Genomic DNA, 18,943 nt, shown 5'->3' on the forward strand with positions numbered 1-18,943 from the left:
AAGGGAGCGCGTGAATGCCGAAGCCGTACAGCACACCACCCGCGAAGGGGCGGCGGCATATCGGGAACTCACATCGTCTCTATCAGGGTAGCGAGTTGACCTCGGAGCGACGACAGCAGCTCGCGCTCAACCGGTTCACCTATAGCGGCGGCTTCGACGGCTTCGAGGGCCGGATGATCCTGAGCCGCATGGAAGCGGACGGCTCGGATCGCAAGAAATAACCGTCCGCGCGCCAGCGCTCGCCTTAGACGCGGCTGAGTTTCACGCTCGCCTTCTCTCCCGCCCGTCCAAGTGAGCCGAGATGGGTGTCTTTGAAGCCGCCGAAATATTTCAGCCCGTACCCCACGGCGCGGTCGAGCCCGATATGTGCCAGCCAGACGAGAGCCAGCCCGGCCGCCATCGGACTCCCAAGGACCAGTGAGGCCGCCAGCAGCAGAAGCGGGACCGTGGTCGTGTGAGCCGCGTTGTAGCTCGCCGCGCCGATTCGAGGACCGGCCAGATACCCGATCATGCTGAGATCGGGGAGAAGGATGAGGGCCGCCCACAGCCACCAGGATTGGCCCATCCAGGCATACCCGGCGAGGGCACAGACGAGCAGCGCCGCTCCCTCGATCCTGAGGAGCAGGCGCGGCACGCCACGCACATCACCCGACATCGGAAGGTCCTCGCTGGAGGCAACGCTTCCACACGGTAGGACGACGAAGACCGCTTGCCAACCGGAGCTTTGCCGCTCCGGAGAACCGCCGGTTCAGCGCCGCCCGGCCACCCGCTTCATCCCGCCGCCGCGCGACGCGCCCGTGTTCTCCTCGAACAGTTCGGCGAGCTTTTCCGTCATCGCGCCGCCGAGTTCCTCGGCATCGATGATCGTCACGGCACGGCGATAGTAGCGCGTCACGTCGTGGCCGATGCCGATGGCGAGCAATTCGACCGGTGAGCGGGTCTCGATCTCCTCGATCATGTAGCGCAGGTGGCGCTCGAGGTAGTTGCCGGGATTGACCGAGAGCGTCGAGTCGTCGACCGGCGCCCCATCAGAGATCACCATCAGGATACGGCGCTGCTCCGGCCGCGCCAGCAGGCGCTTGTGAGCCCAATCCAGCGCCTCGCCGTCGATGTTCTCCTTCAGGAGCCCCTCGCGCATCATCAGCCCGAGGTTCTTGCGCGCACGGCGCCAGGGGGCGTCGGCGCTCTTGTAGATGATGTGGCGCAGGTCGTTGAGGCGGCCGGGGGCGGGCGGCTTGCCGCCGGCGAGCCACGCCTCGCGGGACTGGCCGCCCTTCCAGGCGCGGGTGGTGAAGCCGAGAATCTCGACCTTCACGCCACAGCGTTCCAGCGTACGCGCGAGAATGTCGGCGCAGGTCGCGGCCACGGTGATCGGGCGCCCGCGCATCGAACCGGAATTGTCGAGCAGCAGCGTGACCACCGTGTCGCGGAAGTCGGTGTCCTTCTCCTGCTTGAAGGAGAGCGGCTGGAACGGATCGGTGACGACGCGAACGAGGCGAGCCGGATCGAGCTGGCCCTCTTCGAGATCGAAATCCCAGGCGCGGCTCTGCTGCGCCAGCAGGCGGCGCTGGAGACGGTTGGCGAGGCGGCCGACGACGCCCTGAAGGTGGGCGAGTTGCTTGTCGAGATAGCTGCGCAGGCGCGCGAGTTCCTCGGCGTCGCACAGATCCTCGGCCTCGACGGTCTCGTCGAAGCGCGGGTTGTAGACCTTGTAGTCGGGGCCGGTGCGCTCGTTGCCGCGCTGGCTCGGCGGGCGCCAGGATTCGGAGGCCTCCTCCGACTCCGCGTCCTCGGCCTCTTCCGGCAGTTCGCCGGAGGGGGCATCGGCGGATTCGGTGGCGCCCTCGTCGAGTTCGTCGGTGGCCTCGTCGGTCACCTCGATCTCGGCGCGGTCGCCCTGGCTCTGCTCCTCGGCCTCGCCCTCGCTCGGCTGCTGCTCGTCGTCCTGGGCCTGGTTCTCGTCCTCGTCGCTCTCGTCGTCCTGATCGAGAGGCGTCTCGTCGGCCATGTCGAGGGAGGAGAGGAGATCGCGCACGGAGCGGGCGAAGTGGCGCTGGTTCTCGAGCGAGCCGAGCAATCCGTCGAGGTTCTTACCGGCGCGGGCCTCGATATGCTCGCGCCACAGCTCGACGATCCGGGCGGCGGCGGGCGGCGGCTTCTGGCCGGTGAGGCGCTCGCGCACCATCAGCGCGACGGCATCCTCCATGGGCGCGTCGGCCCGGTCGGTGATGTTCTCGTACTTGCCGCCGCGGTGGTAGCGGTCCTCCAGCATCGCGGTGATGTTGGCGGCCACGCCTTCCAGGCGGCGCGAGCCGATCGCCTCGACGCGCGCCTGCTCGACCGCGTCGTAGACCGCGCGGGCGGCTGCGTTGTCGGGGGCGAGGCGGCGATGGACGCTGGTGTCATGGCAGCCGAGGCGCAGGGCCATGGAATCGGAATGCCCGCGCAGGATCGCCGCGTCCTCGGCGGTGATCCGCCGGGTGGGCTCCGGCAGGCGCGCCTTGTCGCCGATCAGCGCCGGCCGATCGCTGGCATAGGTGACCTCGATGTCGGGCCGCTTGGCGATGGCGCGCATGCAGCCGGCCACCGAGCGCTTCAGCGGCTCGGCGCCGGGCTCCTTGCGGTCGCCGGTCTTGGGGCGGTTGGTCAGGGCCATATCTTCGCGGACGCCACCGGATCGAGTTCGGAGGCCCGGCCGGGGGATCGCCCCCGGTCACGGGGAGAGGGGCGCCGTCCCCGCCGCACGCCGAGCGTGGGCGGGGACGCCACCGTCAGGTCAGCTCAAGGCGACGTTGAGCGCGCTCTCGGGCAGTTCCTTGCCGAAGGCGCGCTGGTAGAACTCGGCCACCAGGGGCCGTTCCAGCTCGTCGCACTTGTTGAGGAACGTCACCCGGAAGGCGAAGCCGATATCGCGGAAGATGTCGGCGTTCTCGGCCCAGGTGATGACCGTGCGCGGGCTCATCACGGTCGAGAGGTCGCCGTTCATGAACGCGTTGCGGGTCAGGTCGGCCACGCGCACCATCCGGCTCACGGTGTCGCGCCCGCCCTCGCTCTGGTAGTGCGGCGACTTCGAGAGCACGATGTCGACCTCGCGGTCGTGCGGCAGGTAGTTCAGCGTGGTCACGATCGACCAGCGGTCCATCTGGCCCTGGTTGATCTGCTGGGTGCCGTGATAGAGGCCGGACGTGTCGCCGAGGCCGACCGTGTTGGCGGTGGCGAACAGGCGGAAGCCCGGATGCGGGCGGATGACCCGCTTCTGGTCGAGCAGGGTCAGGCGGCCGGACAGCTCCAGCACGCGCTGGATCACGAACATTACGTCGGGGCGGCCGGCATCGTACTCGTCGAAGACGAGCGCGACGTTGTTCTGCAAGGCCCAGGGCAGGATGCCGTCTTGGAAGGCGGTGACCTGCTTGCCGTCCTTGAGGACGATGGCGTCCTTGCCGACGAGGTCGATGCGCGAGACGTGGCTGTCGAGGTTGATCCGGATACAGGGCCAGTTCAGCCGTGCCGCGACCTGCTCGATATGCGTCGACTTGCCGGTGCCGTGATAGCCGGTGACCATCACGCGGCGGTTCCGCGCAAAGCCCGCCAGGATCGACAGCGTCGTCTCCCGGTCGAAGATGTAGTCCGGATCGAGATCCGGCACGTGCTCCTCGGGCTCGGAATAGGCCGGCACCTTCAGGTCGAGGTCGATGCCGAACACCTCGCGGACGGAAACCTGGCGGTCGGGCAGGGAAGCGGGCGTTTCGTCAGACAGCATACGGAACCTCATCGGGGCGGCCGGGAGCGGGCGTGAACCCGCGCGACCGCGCTTTCAATCGTCACTCACCTGCCGGGCGGCCCACAGGGAAGCGGGCGGATGTCTTCCTTAATCGCCGCCCCTCGGCATCGCCAAGGGGGCTCAGCCAGAAAGAGGGCGCGGCGAAACGGAGGAGTCATCCGGGGAAGCCGGCTTCACATAGAAGCGGTATCCGAGAAATATAGGGCGCGCGCCGACATTTGCTGCCCCACCCGCCGCCGGGCGGACCGGCATTCGACGCATTGCCCGTTCGCATCCCCGGCTTCGCACCCGACCGAGTGGCGGCCGGGGCGGCGCGGGTCAGCACAGACCGGCGGCGCGCAGCACGTCGTGGGCGCGGATGATGTCGCGCAGGCGCTCCTCGAAGGAGCGGTCGCCGCCATTGGCGTCCGGGTGGAAGCGCTTCACCAGCGTCTTGTACTGCGCCTTGATCGCCGCGGTATCGGCCGTCTCGTCGAGCCCCATCACGTCGAGCGCCTTGCGCACCGCCGCCGAGTGGCGGGGACGCTGCGGCTCCGGCTCGGCCTGACGCCGGCCGGCCGCCCCGCCGCCGACCCCGTTCGCCCGCAGGATTCCCAGCGGATCGGCATAGGCCCAGTCGCGCTCGGCCTCGGGCTGGGGCCCCTTAGCCCCCTTGGCCTTCCCCTCGGCCGTGGCAGCCGCCGCGTTCATGCCCATCGACCATGTCGGCCGATGACCAATGATCGCATCCTTCTGGTAGGCTTCGACCGCGGCATCGTTCATGCCGTCGAAGTAATTGTAGGAGGCGTTGTAGGCGCGCACGTGGTCGATGCAGAAGCGCCAGTACTGCCCCTCCTGCCTGCGGCCCTTGGGGGCGCGGTAGAGGCCGGGATGGGTGCAGCCTTCCGCCTCGCAGGACGCCTCGGCCGTGGCCGCACCGGCCTTCGCGCGCGCGCCAGCCTTCGCCCCCGCCTTCGCTCCCGGCTTGGGATCGTCACAGGTCGGCTTGATACGGATGCGGTCGAACAGCGGCGAGTTGAGATCCATGACGGGCCGATTATGAGGGGCGGACGCGCCGACGAAAAGGCCGTTGGGCCTGATGCCGCATGCATCGATCCGGGGTTGACGCTTTTGTGCCGGGACCGCGCCGGGCAAACGCCTCCGACACACGGCCGATGCACGGCCGTAGCGCTTCCGTTCGCAGCGAGGACATGATGACCGGGACCCTGAAGGACTGGATCGCCGAGCGCCTGGAGGCCGAGTTGGCACCGACCGCGCTCGATGTGACCGACGAGTCGCACCTGCATGCCGGCCATTCCGGCGCCCGGCCGGAGGGCGAGACCCATTTCCGACTGGATGTCGTGTCGGCGGCCTTCGAAGGGAAGAGCCGGGTCGAACGCCACCGGATCGTCAACGGGCTTCTCGACGAGGCCTTCAAGCGCGGGCTGCACGCCCTGGCGGTGCGTGCCCGAACGCCGGGCGAGGCCGGTTGAGGCCGAACGCTTTTAGGGAAGGGAACCCGCCGTGGCGCTCCAGTGCACGCCGCAGATCGAGATCGACGAGGCCGAACTCGAGGAGGCCTTCGTGCGCGCCTCGGGCCCGGGCGGACAGAACGTCAACAAGCTGTCCACGGCGGTGCAACTCCGCTTCGACGTGCGCCGCTCCCGCAGCCTGCCCGATGCGGTGGCGGTGCGGCTGATGCGGCTCGCCGGCCGGCGGCTGACGGGGGAGGGCGTGCTCGTCATCAACGCCCAGCGCTTCCGCACGCAGGAGCGCAACCGGGCCGATGCCCGCGAACGGCTCGCGGCGCTGGTGGCGGAAGCGGCGGTGCCGCCGACGCCGCGCCGCGCCACCCGGCCGACACTGGCCTCGAAGAAGCGGCGCCTCGACGAAAAGAGCCGCCGCAGCAGCGTCAAACGGCTGCGCGGCGGCCCTGGGGACGATTGACGGTCGCCGGGCGTCAGGTCGCGGCGGGAACGGTCGCCGTCGGCTTGGCTTCCGGATGCGCATCGGGCTGCGGGGCAGCGAGGCCGGAAACGTAGGGCGTGTCCTTGAGTAGGACCGTCAGTACCAGCGAGACCACAGCCAGAAGCGCCGCGAGTCCGGCCGGGAACAGGAAGGCCCGCTCGCCGTACCAGCCGTGCAGGAAGCCGCCGATCACGGCGCCCGTGCTGAGCGCCCCCCAGAGCGGCGCCTGCAGCCAGAAGGACGGGGCCGGCTTGTGCAGGATCAGGTTGGCGATGCCCGCACCGAAGCGCACCACCGTTCCCGTGACGTAGGTGATGGCGAGGCTACGGCCCGCCTCGTCCTGAAGCGTCGCGTTCTGGATGCCGAGCGCCAGAACGATCGGGTAGGCGTGGAGCGGGAAGGCCGTGGTGCCGAACGGGACGAACAGGCCGATGGCGAACAACACGGCCTGGATGATCAGCAGGACCGTGAGTCGGAACCGGCCGGACCAGGCCGCGATCAGCGTGCCGATGCAGGCGCCGAAGCAGAACAGCGCGATCACACTGGCGAACCGGGTGGCGCCGTCCCAATCGAAGCCGGCGACGGCCACGCCGAACCGTGTGGTGTTGCCGCTCATGAACGACATGAAGAGCTGGGAGAATTCGAGGAAGCCGATCGAGTCGGCGGCACCTGCGGTGCCCGCGAGCATCAGCGCGATTGGTACACGTGTCACTGGACTTGCCGGAAAGGCCTTGTTGGACTCGTCAGCCATCGGTTCCTCTGATGTTGCTCCGCAGCACAACGGTATTACGGCTGTCCGGTTGCGTCCATTGCACCGGCTTCGATCAAGTGTTTGTGTAGGATTAAGATCCGGCCGGGCACGTTAGACTTCCTTTGGCGCCGAATGGCCGCCGGGCGCATCTCGGCGATGACCAGTCGAGCCTGCTCGACCGCCTCTCGCAGGTAGGTGTCGGCATGGGCGTAGCGCCCGTCGGCACCGAGCACGACGCCTGATTCCTCCGGTTGCGGCGATTGGACGGTGAAGGCGGCCAGCCCGCCGGGCCGCAGCACGCGGGCTATTCCCGACAGGGCCGACGTCAAATCCCCCAGATAGATGAAGACGTCGGCGGCCACGATGAGGTCGGCGGAGGCCGCCGGCTCGGCCGCGAGGAACGTAACGAGGTCGGCTTCGACCAAGCGCTCGTAGAGCCCGGTGCGGCCGGCCAGCGCCAGCATGGCAGGGGAGAGGTCGCAACCGGCCAGACGCCCGACCCGGCTCGCGAGCGCCCGCCCCATGAGGCCGGTGCCGCAGCCGAGATCGAGCCCGTTCGGGAAGTGTTGCGGCGCACAAGACGGGTCCGGCCGCGGAAGCGCGTCGAGGGCCGCGACCATCAGCGCCGGCCCGCAATAGCCGAGTTCGTCCACGAGATGCCGTTCGAAGCGCGGGGCGTAGCCGTCGAACAGGGCGCGAATATAGGCCGGCGTGATCGCCGCGAGCGCATCGCCCCCACCGAGCGCGGCGAGATGCAGGCGGCTGCCCAGCGCATCCTCCGGATCGAGGTCGAGCGCCCGCTCGAAGGCCGCGAGCGCCGCTTGCCGGTCGGCCGCGTCGCGGCTCTGCCCGAACACGATCTCGCGGGCGCGCCCGAGCAGAAACCAAGCGGGCGCGTAGCCGGGCGCGCGTTCGAGCGCCTGCTCCGCCATCTCCACCGCCCCGGCGGGGTCGTCCTCACTGAGGCAGGCCTCGGCATAGGCGTAGCGGCGGTCGGCAAGGAGATCGCCGGAGGAGCGCTGGTGGGACATCGTGCGTTTGCGGCCTTGGGAAACCTCCGCCCTATATCCCGGCCGATGTCGCAACGCGCCTCCGATCTCCTCACCCTGACCCGCGAGGGCCTCTATTGTCCGCTCGGGCGCTTCCACGTCGATCCGACGCGGCCGGTCGAACGGGCGCTGATCACCCACGGCCATGCCGACCACGCCCGCGCCGGCCACGGCACGGTGCTGGCCACGCCCGAGACCCTGCGGATCATGGCTGTGCGCTACGGCGAGGATTTCTGCACGACCCGCCAGGAAGCGCGGCTGGGCGAGCGGATGCGGATCGGCGACGTCACTGTGTTCTTCGCCCCCGCCGGCCACGTGCTCGGTTCGGCGCAGATCGCGATCGAGCGCGACGGCAAACGCATCGTCGTCTCCGGCGACTACAAGCGCGCGCCCGATCCGACCTGCCTGCCGTTCGAAGTGGTGCCCTGCGACGTGTTCATCACCGAGGCCACCTTCGGCCTGCCGGTCTTCCGCCACCCCGACACGCGGGGCGAGGTGCGCAAGCTGATCGACTCGGTGACGCTGTTTCCAGAGCGCGCCCACATCGTCGGCGCCTACGCGCTCGGCAAGGCGCAGCGGGTGATGGCGCTGCTGCGTGAGGAGGGCTGGGACCGGCCGATCCATCTGCACGGGGCGATGGAGAAGCTGACCGAACTCTACAAGCGGGAAGGCGTGCCGCTCGGCGAGACGCCGAAGGTGGTGGCGGCGGACCGGAAGTCCCTGCACGGCGCCATCGTGCTCTGCCCGCCCTCCTCGATTCAGGACGTATGGTCGCGAAAATTCCCCGATCCGGTCACCGCCTTCGCCTCCGGCTGGATGCGGGTGCGCGCCCGCGCCCGGCAGAAGGGCGTCGAGCTGCCGCTCGTCATCTCCGACCATTCCGACTGGCCGGACCTGTGCCGGACGATCCTCGACACGGGGGCCGAGGAGGTCTGGGTGACGCATGGCCAGGAGGACGCGCTGGTGCATTGGTGCGGCACGCGCGGCATCCGCGCCAAGCCGCTGCACCTCTTAGGGTACGGCGACGACGGCGAGGCCGAGCCCGATCCGGGACACGACCCGCGGATGGAGGAGGCCTCGGCGTGAACGACTTCGCCCACCTCCTCGACCGCCTCGCCTACGAGCCGCGCCGCAACGCCAAGCTGCGCCTGCTCCAGGATTTCTTCGCCGGCACCCCCGACCCGGAGCGCGGCTGGGCGCTCGCCGCCATGACCGGCGGCCTCACTTTCCGCGAGGCCAAGCCGGCGCTGATCCGCGGGCTGGTGGAGGAGCGGGTCGATCCGGTGCTGTTTTCGCTCTCGCACAACTACGTGGGCGATCTCGCCGAGACGACGGCGCTGATCTGGCCGGGGCCGAGTGAATCGCCGGACGGCTCCCCCTCTCCCCGCGGGCGGGGAGAGGGTCGCGACGACCTTGTCGTCGGCGCGACAAGCCTGAAAGGCGATGGTGAGGGGGCGGCTCAAGAAGAGGCTGCTTCGGCCCAGCCCCCTCACCGTCGCCTGCCAGCTCGCTCTGCCAACGACGAGGTCGGCAGAGCCCTCTCCCCGCAAGCGGGGAGAGGGGATCCCCCCGGTCCGGGCCACAACAACCCGCCGCCCTCCGTCCCCACCCTCGCCGAAGTCGTCGAAACGCTCGCCTCCACCCCGAAGCGCGAACTGCCCCAGCATCTCGCCCACTGGCTCGACGCCCTCGACGAGACCGGGCGCTGGGCGCTCCTCAAGCTCGTCACCGGCAACCTGCGCGTCGGCGTCTCGGCCCGTCTGGCCAAGACGGCGGTCGGCGCGCTCGGCGGCCACGAGGCGGATGCGGTCGAGGAAGTCTGGCACGGGCTGAAACCGCCCTACACCGAGCTGTTCGCCTGGGTGGAGGGACGGGGCGAGCGGCCGGAGAGCCGCAATCCGGCTCCGTTCCGGCCGCCGATGCTCTCGCACCCGGTTGAAGAGTTCGAAGACCTCGACAAGCTCGAGCCGGAGGCGTTCTCGGCGGAGTGGAAATGGGACGGCATCCGCGTCCAGCTCGCGGGCGGGCGCGACGGCCAGGGCCGGCAGGTCCAAAAGGTCTACTCGCGCACCGGCGAGGACATTTCCGACGCGTTCCCCGACCTCGCCGAGGCGATCACCTTCGACGGCGCGATCGACGGCGAATTGCTGATCCTGCGCGAGGGGCGGGTCCAGAGCTTCAACGTGCTCCAGCAGCGGCTCAACCGGAAGGCGGTGACGGGCAAGCTCCTGGAGGAGTTCCCGGCCCATGTCCGCGCCTACGACGTGCTGGCGGCCGAGGGCGAGGACTTGCGCCCGCTGCCCTTCGCCGAGCGCCGTCCCCGGCTGGAGGCCCTGGTACGGCGGCTCGACCATGCCCGGATCGATCTCTCGCCGCTCGTCCCCTTCACCAGTTGGGACGAGGTGGCCGCCGCCCGCGCCGACCCGGCCTCGGCGGGCGCTGGCGCGGATGCCGACGCCATCGAGGGCGTGATGCTCAAGCGGCTCAACAGCCCCTACCTGCCGGGCCGCCCCAAGGGGCCGTGGTGGAAGTGGAAGCGCGAGCCCTACGTGGTCGATGCGGTGATGATGTACGCCCAGCGCGGCCACGGGAAGCGCTCGTCGTTCTACTCGGACTACACCTTCGGCTGCTGGCGCGAGGGGGCGGAAGGTGAGGAGCTGGTGCCGGTCGGCAAGGCCTATCACGGCTTCACCGATGCCGAGTTGCAGAAGCTCGACCGCTACGTCCGCAACCACACGACCAAGCGCTTCGGCCCGGTGCGCGAGGTCGCCTATGGCCGCGAGGCCGGGCTGGTGCTGGAGATCGCCTTTGAGGGCGTGCAGCGCTCGACCCGGCACAAATCGGGCGTGGCGATGCGCTTCCCCCGTGTCAGCCGCATCCGCTGGGACAAGCCGGCCGCGGAGGCCGACCGGGTCGATGTGCTGGAACGGATTCTGGCGCGCGGCGAGCGCGAGGTCGCGCCGGGCGCGGCGATGGAGGCATCGGAATGAGGCAGACGGGCAGAAGTGCCGGAAAGATCGGGCCGCTCGAAGGATTTTCGACGGCCGAAGTGACCCGGCAGGCGAGTGCACGGGTGACGGTTGCCACGCCCGGCCAGGGCTTTTCCGACATCACCGAGGCCGTTGCGGATTTCGTCGCGCAGAGCGGCCTCCGCTCCGGCCTCGTCAGCGTGTTCTGCCGGCACACCTCGGCCTCGCTGACGATCCAGGAGAACGCCGATCCGGATGTGCGGGTCGATCTGATGACGGCACTCGACGGGTTCGCGCCGCGACACGGTCAGTACGTCCACGGCATGGAGGGGCCGGACGACATGCCCGCCCATATCCGCACGATGGTGACCGATTCGGGCCTCACCATCCCCGTGCGCGACGGTCGCCTGGTGCTGGGCACGTGGCAGGGGATCTACCTGATCGAGCACCGCGACCGGGCGCATCGGCGCGAGATCGCGCTGCACGCCGTCGGCGCCTAAGGCCGCTTTCAGCGCCGGATCAGGATCACGCCGCCGACGAGCAGGGCAATGCCGATCAGGCGCGGGACGTCGAGGGGGCGCTGGGCGAGGCCCATCCAGCCGAAATGGTCGAAGGTGACCGAGGCGAGCATCTGCCCGGCGACGAGGAGTGCAATGAAGGCCGCCGCGCCGAGCTGCGGCACGAGAACGATGGCCAGCCCGATGAAGAGCGCGCCGAACAGGCCGCCGCTCCAGGCCCACCACGGCACCCGCGCCGCCACGCCGGCTGCGGGCAGGGGATCGCGCAGAGCCAGGGCAAGCAGCGCCATGCAGGCGAGGCCGACGGCGTAGCTCGCAAAACCGGCCCAGGCCGCGGAGCCGAGATCCGCGCGCAGGCGGGCATTCAGCACCTGCTGGACGACGATGCTGACGCCCGCCGCGAAGGCGAGGAGGGAGGGGAGCAGGAGACGAAGCATCGGCCCTCAGCCTCCGGCAATCCTTCGATCGGCCGGGTCTGACGTCCGGGTCGCTCAAGCGACCCGGCTCATGGGATCGTCCGGGAGCCGAGCAGAATGCTCAGCTCCGCTCGATCAGCGGATCAGCGGTCGCTCAGCAGCAGGTAGAGCGCGTGGATCGAGCCCGGTAGGTAGAACAGCAGGCAGAGCAGGATGTTAAAGAGGAATTGAATCCCGAATCCGTGCGTCATCAGCACCGAGATCGGCGGCAGGAAGAACGCGATCAGGATCTTGATGAGGGTCGACAACGGGAAACTCCGGTTCACTCAGTGCGGTCGGGCGGTGAACGAAAGCGGAGCTTTTCGGTTCCGCATGGCGGCCCTCCCACTCAGGGAGGGCCAGCCGATCGTTACGCCGCCTGCTTCAGCGCGTCGTAGAAGCGCCTTCCGGATTCGGCCATCGCCAGGAGGTTGTCCGGCGGGGTGAAGCGGGGACCGTGCCGAGCCTCCAACTGCCGGGCCAGCGCCACGAAGGCCTTGGCGCCCATGAAGTCGATGTAGGACAGCGCGCCGCCGGTGAAGGGGGCGAAGCCGAAGCCGAGGATCGAGCCGACATCCGCCTCGCGCGGATCGGTCACCACGCCCTCCTGCATCGTGCGGGCGGCCTCCAGCGCCTGCACCACGAGGAAACGGTGCTTCAGCTCGTCGATGTCGATGCCCTCCGGGTCGAGCCGGTTCGGCTGGATCTCGGCGAGCCCCGGCCAGAGCGTCTTCTGGCCGCCCTCGGGGTAGTCGTAGAAGCCGCGCTTGTTCTTGCGCCCGAGCCGGCCATGCGTCTCGACCATCGCGACGAGGAGCCGCTTCTGGTCCGGATCGACGGCGCCCTCGCCGAGCTGCGCCTCGGTCGCCCGCATGATCTTGAGGCCGAGATCGAGCGCCACCTCGTCGTTGAGCGAGAGCGGGCCGACCGGCATGCCGGCCATCCGCGCCACGTTCTCGATCATCGCCGGGGGCACGCCCTCGGTGAGCATCTTGTGGCCCTCATGGATGTAGGCGAGCACGCAGCGGTTGGCGAAGAAGCCGCGGGAATCGTTGACGACGATGCCGGTCTTCTTGATCGCGCGCACGTAGTCGAGGGCGGTGGCCACCGCGCGGTCGCCGGTCTGGTTGCCGCGGATGATCTCCACGAGCAGCATCTTCTCCACCGGCGAGAAGAAGTGGATGCCGACGAACTGCTCGGGCCGCTTCGAGGTCTGGGCGAGGCCGGAGATCGGCAGGGTCGAGGTGTTGGAGGCGAAGATCGCGTGCGCCGGCAGCGCCGCCTCGACCTTGGCGATCACCTCGGCCTTGACCTTCGGGTCCTCGAACACCGCCTCGATCACGAGGTCGCAATCGGACAGGGCGCCGTAATCGGGCGTGGCGGTGATGCGGGCGAGCAGCGCGTCGCGGTCGGCGGTCTTCGCCTTTCCGCGGTTGATCTGGCCGGTGATGAGCTTGTGGCAATGCGCCTTGCCGGCATCGGCCGCCTCCTGGTCGCGGTCGATCAGCACGACCTCCATCCCGGCCTGCGCCGTGACGTAGGCGATGCCCGCGCCCATGAAGCCGGCGCCGATCACGCCGACCTTGCCGACCTTGGTCGCCTCCACGTCCTTCGGGCGGCGGGCGCCCTTGTTGATCTCACCCATGGAGATGAACAGGGTGCGGATCATCGCCTGCGCTTCCTTGGTGCGCAGGATATGGGCGAAGTAGCGGCTCTCGACCCGGAGGCCGAGATCCATCGGCAGCTGCAGGCCCTCGTAGACCGAGGCCAGGATCGCATTGGCGGCCGGATAATTGTCGTGGGTCTCGCGGCGGTAGATCGCGTTGGCCGGCGGCCAGATCATCATGCCGGCGGGCGAGTAGACCTTTCCGGACGGCGCCTTGAACTTCGGCACGTCCCAGGGTGCCACCGCCGAGCCGCCCTCGCGGATCCAGGCCTTGGCCCGCTCGACGATCTCCGCGGCCGGGGCGACGGCGTGGGCCAGCCCCATGTTCTTGGCCATGAGCGCGCGGATCTGCTCGCCCTTGAACAGCATCTGCAGCGCGTCGCCGGTCTGCATCAGACGGGACACGCGCTGCGTGCCGCCACCGCCGGGGAATAGGCCGACTTTGATCTCGGGCAGGCCGACGCGGGTCTTGTCGTCGTCGGCGAGCACCCGGTGATGGCAGGACAGCGCCAGCTCGAAGGCGCCGCCGAGGCACAGGCCGTGCACCGCCGCCGCGAACGGCTTGCCGCAGGTCTCGAGCTTGCGGAACACGAGGCTGAGGCGCCGCGATTCCTCGAAGAAGTGGCGCATGGCCACCTCCTCGCCCTCACTCGCCTTCAGCCGCTCGTACTCGACCCCGAGGCCCTGGAGCATGGTGAGGTCGGCGCCGGCGGAGAAGTTGTTCTTCCCCGAGACGATGACGCAGCCCTTGATGGCCTCGTCGGCGACGACCGCGTCGACGATCCGCTCCAGCTCCGCCATCACCTCCATGGTGATGACGTTCATCGAACGGCCCGGCATGTCCCAGGTCGCGAGCGCGATGCCGTCGGCATCGGTCTCGAAGCGGAAATTCTCGGTTGCGGTCATCGCGGAGCCTCGAAGGAAAAGAGCCTGGCCGTATCGGATTCTTAAGGTGGAGGGGCCGTCATGGGGGATGCAACGGGTGCGCGACTGGACCCGGCTCTCCACACCAGCCCCCAGACGGATCATGAAGACGGACGCCACACCGCGAACCGCCTGCCGAGCCTGCCGCGACGGTGCGGATCTCGACTTTTCCTTCACCATGGCCTTCCAGCCCATCGTCGACGTCGCCAACGCGCGCGTCTGGGGCTACGAGGCGCTGGTGCGCGGACCGGACGGCCAGTCGGCCGGCTCGATCCTGTCGCGGGTCACCGACGAGACGCTCTACCGCTTCGATCAGGCGGCGCGGGTCAAGGCGATCGAACTGGCCGGACGCTTGTTCCCGCCCGGCGGCGACACCAAGCTGTCGATCAACTTCATGCCGAACGCCGTGTACGAGCCGGCGGCCTGCATCCGCGCCTCGCTGGAGGCCGCCCGCCGCGTCGGCTTCGACAACGGGCGCCTCAACTTCGAATTCACCGAGAACGAGCGCTTCCACGACATCGCCCATGTCCAGCGCATCGTCACGGAGTACCGGCGGCAGGGCTTCCTCACGGCGCTCGACGATTTCGGCGCGGGCTATGCGGGTCTCGGCCTGCTGGCCAATTTCCGGCCGGACCTGATCAAGATCGACATGGATCTCGTGCGCGGCATCGATGCGGATGCCGGGCGCCGCACCATCATCGCCGGCATCAACCAGATCGCGCGGGCGCTCGGCGTCGCGGTGATCGCCGAGGGCATCGAGACCGCGGCCGAGGCCGAGGCGCTGCATGGCCTCGGCATCGACCTGCTGCAGGGCTACCACTTCGCCCGTCCGGCGCTGGAAGCCCTGCCGCCGGTGGCGGGCTTCGCGGCCGACGGCGCACCGGTGAAGCGCGTCGCCTGACGCCCTTCGCCCGAAGCTGCCCGTAGCACCGCTCATCCCTGCCTCGCCCGCTGACTTAGCTGTCTACTTGCTCACTTACTTGGCGGGCGTCGGCATGCCGCCGGGCAGGCCGCCCGGGGCGCCGCCGGTCTGGTCGCTGGCAGCCGCCAGCGTCAGCATGTTCAGGAGCCGGGTCACCACCGCCTGCGAGAGCAGGTTCACCTCCGACTTCGGGTCGGCGTTGACGGCCTGGAACTTCTGGTAGGTCTTGTCCTCGTAGATCTTGTCGAGCTGGTTCAGCTCGTCGAGGCTGAACTTGTCGGCATACTGCTTGGACAGGCCTTCGAGCAGCTCCTTGCGCTGCTTGTCGAACTCGGCCTTGGCCTCTTTGCGCACCTTCTCGGCCTTGTCCTCGGGCATGGTCGAGACGGTCTTCTCGAGCGCGCCGCCGAAGCCGGTGTCGAGGTTCTTCAGAACCGTCTTCTCGGTCAGCTTGGTGGCGACGGCGAGCTTGTCAGCGTTGTCGTCGGCCCGCGCGGCGAGCGGCAGGGCCAGCACGAGGGCGAGGCACAGGGCGGCTTTTGTCGACTTCATCGTGGCGTTTCTCCCATGGGTGTTCTGGGGCCGCACTCGATCGAAAACGGCGCGGCGTGGGAGGCCCTTAGCAGCGTTTCCCGACGGATGGCAGGGCAGGGCGGCGGCGTGACGCCGCCCGGCCGATCACACCCGCTCGATGATCGTGGCGGTGCCCATGCCGGCACCGATGCACAGGGTGACGAGCGCCCGCTCCTTACCGGTGCGCTCCAGCTCGTCGAGCACGGTGCCGAGGATCATCGCGCCCGTGGCACCCAGCGGATGGCCCATGGCGATGGCGCCGCCGTTGACGTTCACCTTCGCCGGGTCGAGGTCGAAGGCCTGATGGAAGCGCAGGACCACCGAGGCGAAGGCCTCGTTGATCTCGAACAGGTCGATGTCGGACAGGCTCATGCCAGCCCGCGCCAGCACCTTCTTCGTGACATCGACCGGGCCGGTCAGCATCAGCGCCGGATCGGAGCCGATATTGGCGAACGCCCGGATGCGGGCGCGGGGCCGCAGGCCCGCGGCGTCGCCGGCCTCGCGCGAGCCGATCAGCACCGCCGCCGCGCCATCCACGATGCCCGACGAGTTGCCGGCATGGTGGACGTGATGGACCGCCTCGACATCCGGGTGGGCATCGACGGCCACGGCGTCGAAGCCGCCCATCTGGCCCATCTGCACGAAGGACGGTTTCAGGCTCGCCAGCGACTGCATGTCGGTCGTCGGCCGCATGTGCTCGTCACGGTCGAGCAGGGTGATGCCGTTGATATCCCGCACCGGCACGACGGAGTTCTTGAACAGGCCCTCGCCCCAGGATTGGGCCGAGCGCTTCTGCGACTCGACGGCGTAGGCATCGCAATCGTCGCGGCTGAACCCGTACTTGGTGGCAATGAGGTCGGCCGAGACGCCCTGCGGCATGAAGTAGGATTTGACCGCGATCGCCGGATCGACCGGCCAGGCGCCGCCCGAGGCGCCGAGGCCGACGCGGCTCATCGATTCGACGCCGCCGCCGACGGTGAGATCGTGCTGGCCGGCCATGACCTGCGCCGCGGCGAAGTTGATGGCGTCGAGGCCCGAGGCACAGAAGCGGTTGATCTGCACGCCGGGCACGTGGGTGCCGTAATCGGCCACGAGCGCGGCGGCGCGGGCGATGTCGCCGCCGGCCTCGCCGACCGGATCGACGCAGCCCAGCACCACGTCGTCCACCTGCCGCGTGTCGAGGCCGTTGCGGTCCTTGAGCGCGCGCAACGCCGTCTCGGCGAGGCGCAACGCCGTCACCTCGTGCAGCGAACCGTCCGGCTTGCCGCGGCCGCGGGGGGTGCGGACGTGATCGTAGATGTAGGCCTCGGGCATATGCGCTTCCTCGTGTCCTTCATCGCTGCCGCGGCTCCCCCTCTCCCTCGGCGGGAGAGGGTGCCCGCGTGGGCGGGCGGGTGAGGGGCCGGCTTCGGTCTTGCCTGGATCTTGCCGGATGCGGCGCTTCCCCTCGCCCCACCCTCCGCCGCCGAGACGGGGGAGGGCTCAAGTCTCGCGCGTGCTTAGAACGCCTCGGCGGGCAGCGCCATGGTCGTCTCGGCGCCGGCCTTGATTCGCGCGAGGCGAAGGCTCGTCTCCGGCAGCATCCGCTCCATGAAGAAACGGCCGAGCACGAGCTTGGCATCCATCCGCTCGACGTCGGCGCCCTCCGCCTTCTTGGCGAGCGCCGCTCGCGCGATCTTGGCCCACATGTAGCCCAGCACGACCTGCCCCAGCAGGTGCATCAGGTCGGTGGCGGCGGCGCCCGCGTTGTCGGGCTTCGAGAAGGCGTTCTGCATCAGCCACATCACTGCGGCCTGGAGGTCGTTGAGGGCGGGCTGGAGCGGCGCCACGAAGGGCTTCATCCCCTCGTCCTCGCCGTGGTCCTTGATGAAGGTCTGCACCTCGGTGAGGAAGGCCATCATCGCCCGGCCGCCATCCTTGGGCAGCTTGCGGCCGATCAGGTCCATCGCCTGGATGCCGTTGGCGCCCTCGTAGATCATGGCGATGCGGGCATCGCGCACGAACTGCGACATGCCCCATTCCTCGACATAGCCGTGGCCGCCGAACATCTGCTGCGCCTCGACCGCGTTGGCAAAGCCCCGGTCGGTCAGCACGCCCTTCACCACCGGGGTCATCAGGCCGAGCATGTCCTCGGCCGCCTGTCGCTCGGCCGCATCCTGCGAGCGGTGGGCGATGTCGGAGTTGAGGGCGGTCCAGAGCATGAGCGCGCGCGCGGCCTCGTTGAAGGCACGGATCTGCATCAGCGTGCGGCGCACGTCCGGGTGGACGATGATCGGGTCGGCGGCCTTGTCCGGCGCCTTCGCGCCGGTGAGCGAGCGGCCCTGGAGACGCTCCTGCGCGTAGGTGACCGCGTTCTGGTAGGCGGCCTCGGACTGGCCGAGCCCCTGGACGCCGACGGCGAGGCGGGCCTCGTTCATCATCACGAACATCGCGGCCAGACCGCGGTTCTCCTGGCCGACGAGCCAACCCTTCGCTCCGTCGTAGTTCATCACGCAGGTTGAGTTGGCGTGGATGCCCATCTTGTGCTCGATCGAGCCGCAGGCCACCGCGTTGCGCTCGCCCACGGAGCCGTCCGCGTTTACGAGGAACTTCGGCACCACGAACAGCGAGATGCCCTTGGTACCCGAGGGCGCGCCCTCGATGCGGGCGATGACGAGGTGGACGATATTCTCCGACAGGTCGTGCTCGCCTGCCGAGATGAAGATCTTGGTGCCGGTGAGGCTGTAGGAGCCGTCGCCGTTGGGAACCGCCTTGGTCTTCAGCAGGCCGAGATCCGTACCGCAATGCGGCTCGGTGAGGTTCATGGTGCCGGTCCAGGCGCCCTCGACCATCTTGGGCAGGTAGGTCGCCTTCTGCTCGGGCGAGCCGTGGACGAGCAGCGCGGCGATCGCCCCCTGCGTCAGGCCGGGATACATGCTGAGGGCGAGGTTGGCGCCGGAGACAAATTCCTGCATCGCCGTGTTGAGCACGTGCGGCAGGCCCTGGCCGCCGAATTCCTCGGGAAGCGACAGGCCCATCCAGCCGCCGGCGGCGTAGGCGTCGTAGGCCGCCTTGAAGCCCTTCGGCGTCACGACGCTGCCGTCCTCCCGGCGGGCGCAGCCCTCCCGGTCGCCGGACAGGTTCAGTGGCGCGAACACTTCCCCCGCGAGCCTGCCGCCCTCGCTCAGCACCGCCTGGGCCAGGTCGGCGGAGGCGTCGGCGAAGCCGGGGAGATTGTCGTAGCGGTGGATCGCGAGAACGTCGTTGAGGAGGAACAGGGTGTCCTCGACCGGGGCCCGGTAGCTCGGCATCGCGTCAGCCTCCCGCATCTTTTTGAGGTGGTCCGCACCGATTCGGCGGGCTCCGATCCTCGATAGTTCATATGTAAACTATCTCGTGGCGGCTTCGC

The 18,943-nt window shown here is 69.1% G+C and carries 19 protein-coding genes; 7 read left to right on the top strand and 12 right to left on the bottom strand.

Annotation, left to right across the window (positions count from 1 at the left end):
• Positions 1-14: 14 nt before the first annotated feature.
• The gene (locus MSPGM_RS16135) at positions 15-221 is read left to right on the top strand and encodes a hypothetical protein (protein WP_003600949.1); all 207 of its coding nucleotides are present in this window, start codon (positions 15-17) and stop codon (positions 219-221) included.
• A 23-nt stretch (positions 222-244) separates the two neighbouring features.
• Here the strand turns inward: MSPGM_RS16135 and MSPGM_RS16140 are convergent, their stop codons facing one another.
• The 4 genes from MSPGM_RS16140 to MSPGM_RS16155 form a co-directional block, all read right to left on the bottom strand.
• Positions 245-655, bottom strand: coding sequence for a DUF4260 domain-containing protein (locus MSPGM_RS16140; protein ID WP_261925709.1), 411 nt, complete (start codon positions 653-655; stop codon positions 245-247).
• Positions 656-748: 93 nt separating this feature from the next.
• Positions 749-2,656: a cobaltochelatase subunit CobT gene (cobT, locus tag MSPGM_RS16145; RefSeq protein WP_003600945.1), complete on the bottom strand. Its 1,908-nt coding sequence runs from the start codon at positions 2,654-2,656 to the stop codon at positions 749-751.
• A 120-nt stretch (positions 2,657-2,776) separates the two neighbouring features.
• On the bottom strand, positions 2,777-3,760 hold the full coding sequence (gene cobS / locus MSPGM_RS16150; RefSeq protein WP_003600943.1) for a cobaltochelatase subunit CobS: 984 nt from the start codon (positions 3,758-3,760) through the stop codon (positions 2,777-2,779).
• Between the two features lie 339 nt (positions 3,761-4,099).
• Positions 4,100-4,807, bottom strand: a complete 708-nt coding sequence (locus MSPGM_RS16155; protein ID WP_003600941.1) for a J domain-containing protein — start codon at positions 4,805-4,807, stop codon at positions 4,100-4,102.
• Between the two features lie 167 nt (positions 4,808-4,974).
• Here MSPGM_RS16155 and MSPGM_RS16160 point away from each other — a divergent pair, with 167 nt between their 5' ends.
• Both MSPGM_RS16160 and arfB read left to right on the top strand, forming a co-directional pair.
• On the top strand, positions 4,975-5,253 hold the full coding sequence (locus MSPGM_RS16160) for a BolA family protein (RefSeq protein ID WP_003600939.1): 279 nt from the start codon (positions 4,975-4,977) through the stop codon (positions 5,251-5,253).
• Between the two features lie 31 nt (positions 5,254-5,284).
• Entirely contained in the window at positions 5,285-5,707 is a 423-nt protein-coding gene (arfB, locus tag MSPGM_RS16165) for an alternative ribosome rescue aminoacyl-tRNA hydrolase ArfB (protein ID WP_012254510.1), read from the top strand.
• A 13-nt stretch (positions 5,708-5,720) separates the two neighbouring features.
• Here arfB and MSPGM_RS16170 read toward each other — a convergent pair whose 3' ends face one another.
• A complete protein-coding gene (locus MSPGM_RS16170; protein ID WP_003603164.1) occupies positions 5,721-6,479 on the bottom strand; it encodes a YoaK family protein in 759 nt (252 codons plus the stop codon).
• Between the two features lie 35 nt (positions 6,480-6,514).
• A complete protein-coding gene (locus MSPGM_RS16175; RefSeq protein ID WP_003603163.1) occupies positions 6,515-7,510 on the bottom strand; it encodes a class I SAM-dependent DNA methyltransferase in 996 nt (331 codons plus the stop codon).
• A gap of 45 nt (positions 7,511-7,555) precedes the next feature.
• Here MSPGM_RS16175 and MSPGM_RS16180 point away from each other — a divergent pair, with 45 nt between their 5' ends.
• The 3 genes from MSPGM_RS16180 to MSPGM_RS16190 are packed head-to-tail and all read left to right on the top strand — an operon-like array spanning position 7,556 to position 10,997.
• On the top strand, positions 7,556-8,614 hold the full coding sequence (locus MSPGM_RS16180) for a ligase-associated DNA damage response exonuclease (RefSeq protein ID WP_003603161.1): 1,059 nt from the start codon (positions 7,556-7,558) through the stop codon (positions 8,612-8,614).
• Complete coding sequence (locus MSPGM_RS16185) at positions 8,611-10,518, top strand: cisplatin damage response ATP-dependent DNA ligase (protein ID WP_012753274.1); 1,908 nt, start codon at positions 8,611-8,613, stop codon at positions 10,516-10,518. Before MSPGM_RS16180 ends, MSPGM_RS16185 begins: the two co-directional genes overlap by 4 nt.
• Positions 10,515-10,997 (top strand): secondary thiamine-phosphate synthase enzyme YjbQ, encoded by a 483-nt coding sequence (locus MSPGM_RS16190; protein WP_003603157.1) that lies wholly within the window; start codon positions 10,515-10,517, stop codon positions 10,995-10,997. Before MSPGM_RS16185 ends, MSPGM_RS16190 begins: the two co-directional genes overlap by 4 nt.
• A gap of 8 nt (positions 10,998-11,005) precedes the next feature.
• On the opposite strand, the gene MSPGM_RS16195 is transcribed toward MSPGM_RS16190, so the two are convergent.
• The 3 genes from MSPGM_RS16195 to MSPGM_RS16205 all read right to left on the bottom strand — a co-directional run bounded on the left by MSPGM_RS16195 (position 11,006) and on the right by MSPGM_RS16205 (position 14,042).
• Entirely contained in the window at positions 11,006-11,452 is a 447-nt protein-coding gene (locus tag MSPGM_RS16195; RefSeq protein ID WP_003603156.1) for a DMT family transporter, read from the bottom strand.
• Positions 11,453-11,574: 122 nt separating this feature from the next.
• Entirely contained in the window at positions 11,575-11,739 is a 165-nt protein-coding gene (locus tag MSPGM_RS16200; RefSeq protein WP_003603154.1) for a YqaE/Pmp3 family membrane protein, read from the bottom strand.
• Between the two features lie 101 nt (positions 11,740-11,840).
• Positions 11,841-14,042 carry an FAD-dependent oxidoreductase gene (locus MSPGM_RS16205; protein ID WP_003603152.1) on the bottom strand — a complete coding sequence of 734 codons (2,202 nt, stop codon included), beginning with the start codon at positions 14,040-14,042 and terminating at the stop codon, positions 11,841-11,843.
• A 121-nt stretch (positions 14,043-14,163) separates the two neighbouring features.
• Here MSPGM_RS16205 and MSPGM_RS16210 point away from each other — a divergent pair, with 121 nt between their 5' ends.
• A complete protein-coding gene (locus MSPGM_RS16210) occupies positions 14,164-14,961 on the top strand; it encodes an EAL domain-containing protein (RefSeq protein WP_012753275.1) in 798 nt (265 codons plus the stop codon).
• A gap of 75 nt (positions 14,962-15,036) precedes the next feature.
• Here MSPGM_RS16210 and MSPGM_RS16215 read toward each other — a convergent pair whose 3' ends face one another.
• From MSPGM_RS16215 to MSPGM_RS16225, 3 genes are all read right to left on the bottom strand, one after another.
• Positions 15,037-15,534, bottom strand: a complete 498-nt coding sequence (locus MSPGM_RS16215; protein WP_003603148.1) for a hypothetical protein — start codon at positions 15,532-15,534, stop codon at positions 15,037-15,039.
• Positions 15,535-15,660: 126 nt separating this feature from the next.
• Positions 15,661-16,869, bottom strand: a complete 1,209-nt coding sequence (locus tag MSPGM_RS16220; RefSeq protein WP_003603146.1) for an acetyl-CoA C-acetyltransferase — start codon at positions 16,867-16,869, stop codon at positions 15,661-15,663.
• A 185-nt stretch (positions 16,870-17,054) separates the two neighbouring features.
• Positions 17,055-18,845, bottom strand: coding sequence for an acyl-CoA dehydrogenase C-terminal domain-containing protein (locus MSPGM_RS16225; protein WP_003603145.1), 1,791 nt, complete (start codon positions 18,843-18,845; stop codon positions 17,055-17,057).
• Between the last annotated feature and the right edge of the window lie 98 nt (positions 18,846-18,943).

It is taken from the genome of Methylorubrum sp. GM97, from assembly GCF_024347855.1.
GTDB lineage: Bacteria > Pseudomonadota > Alphaproteobacteria > Rhizobiales > Beijerinckiaceae > Methylobacterium > Methylobacterium extorquens.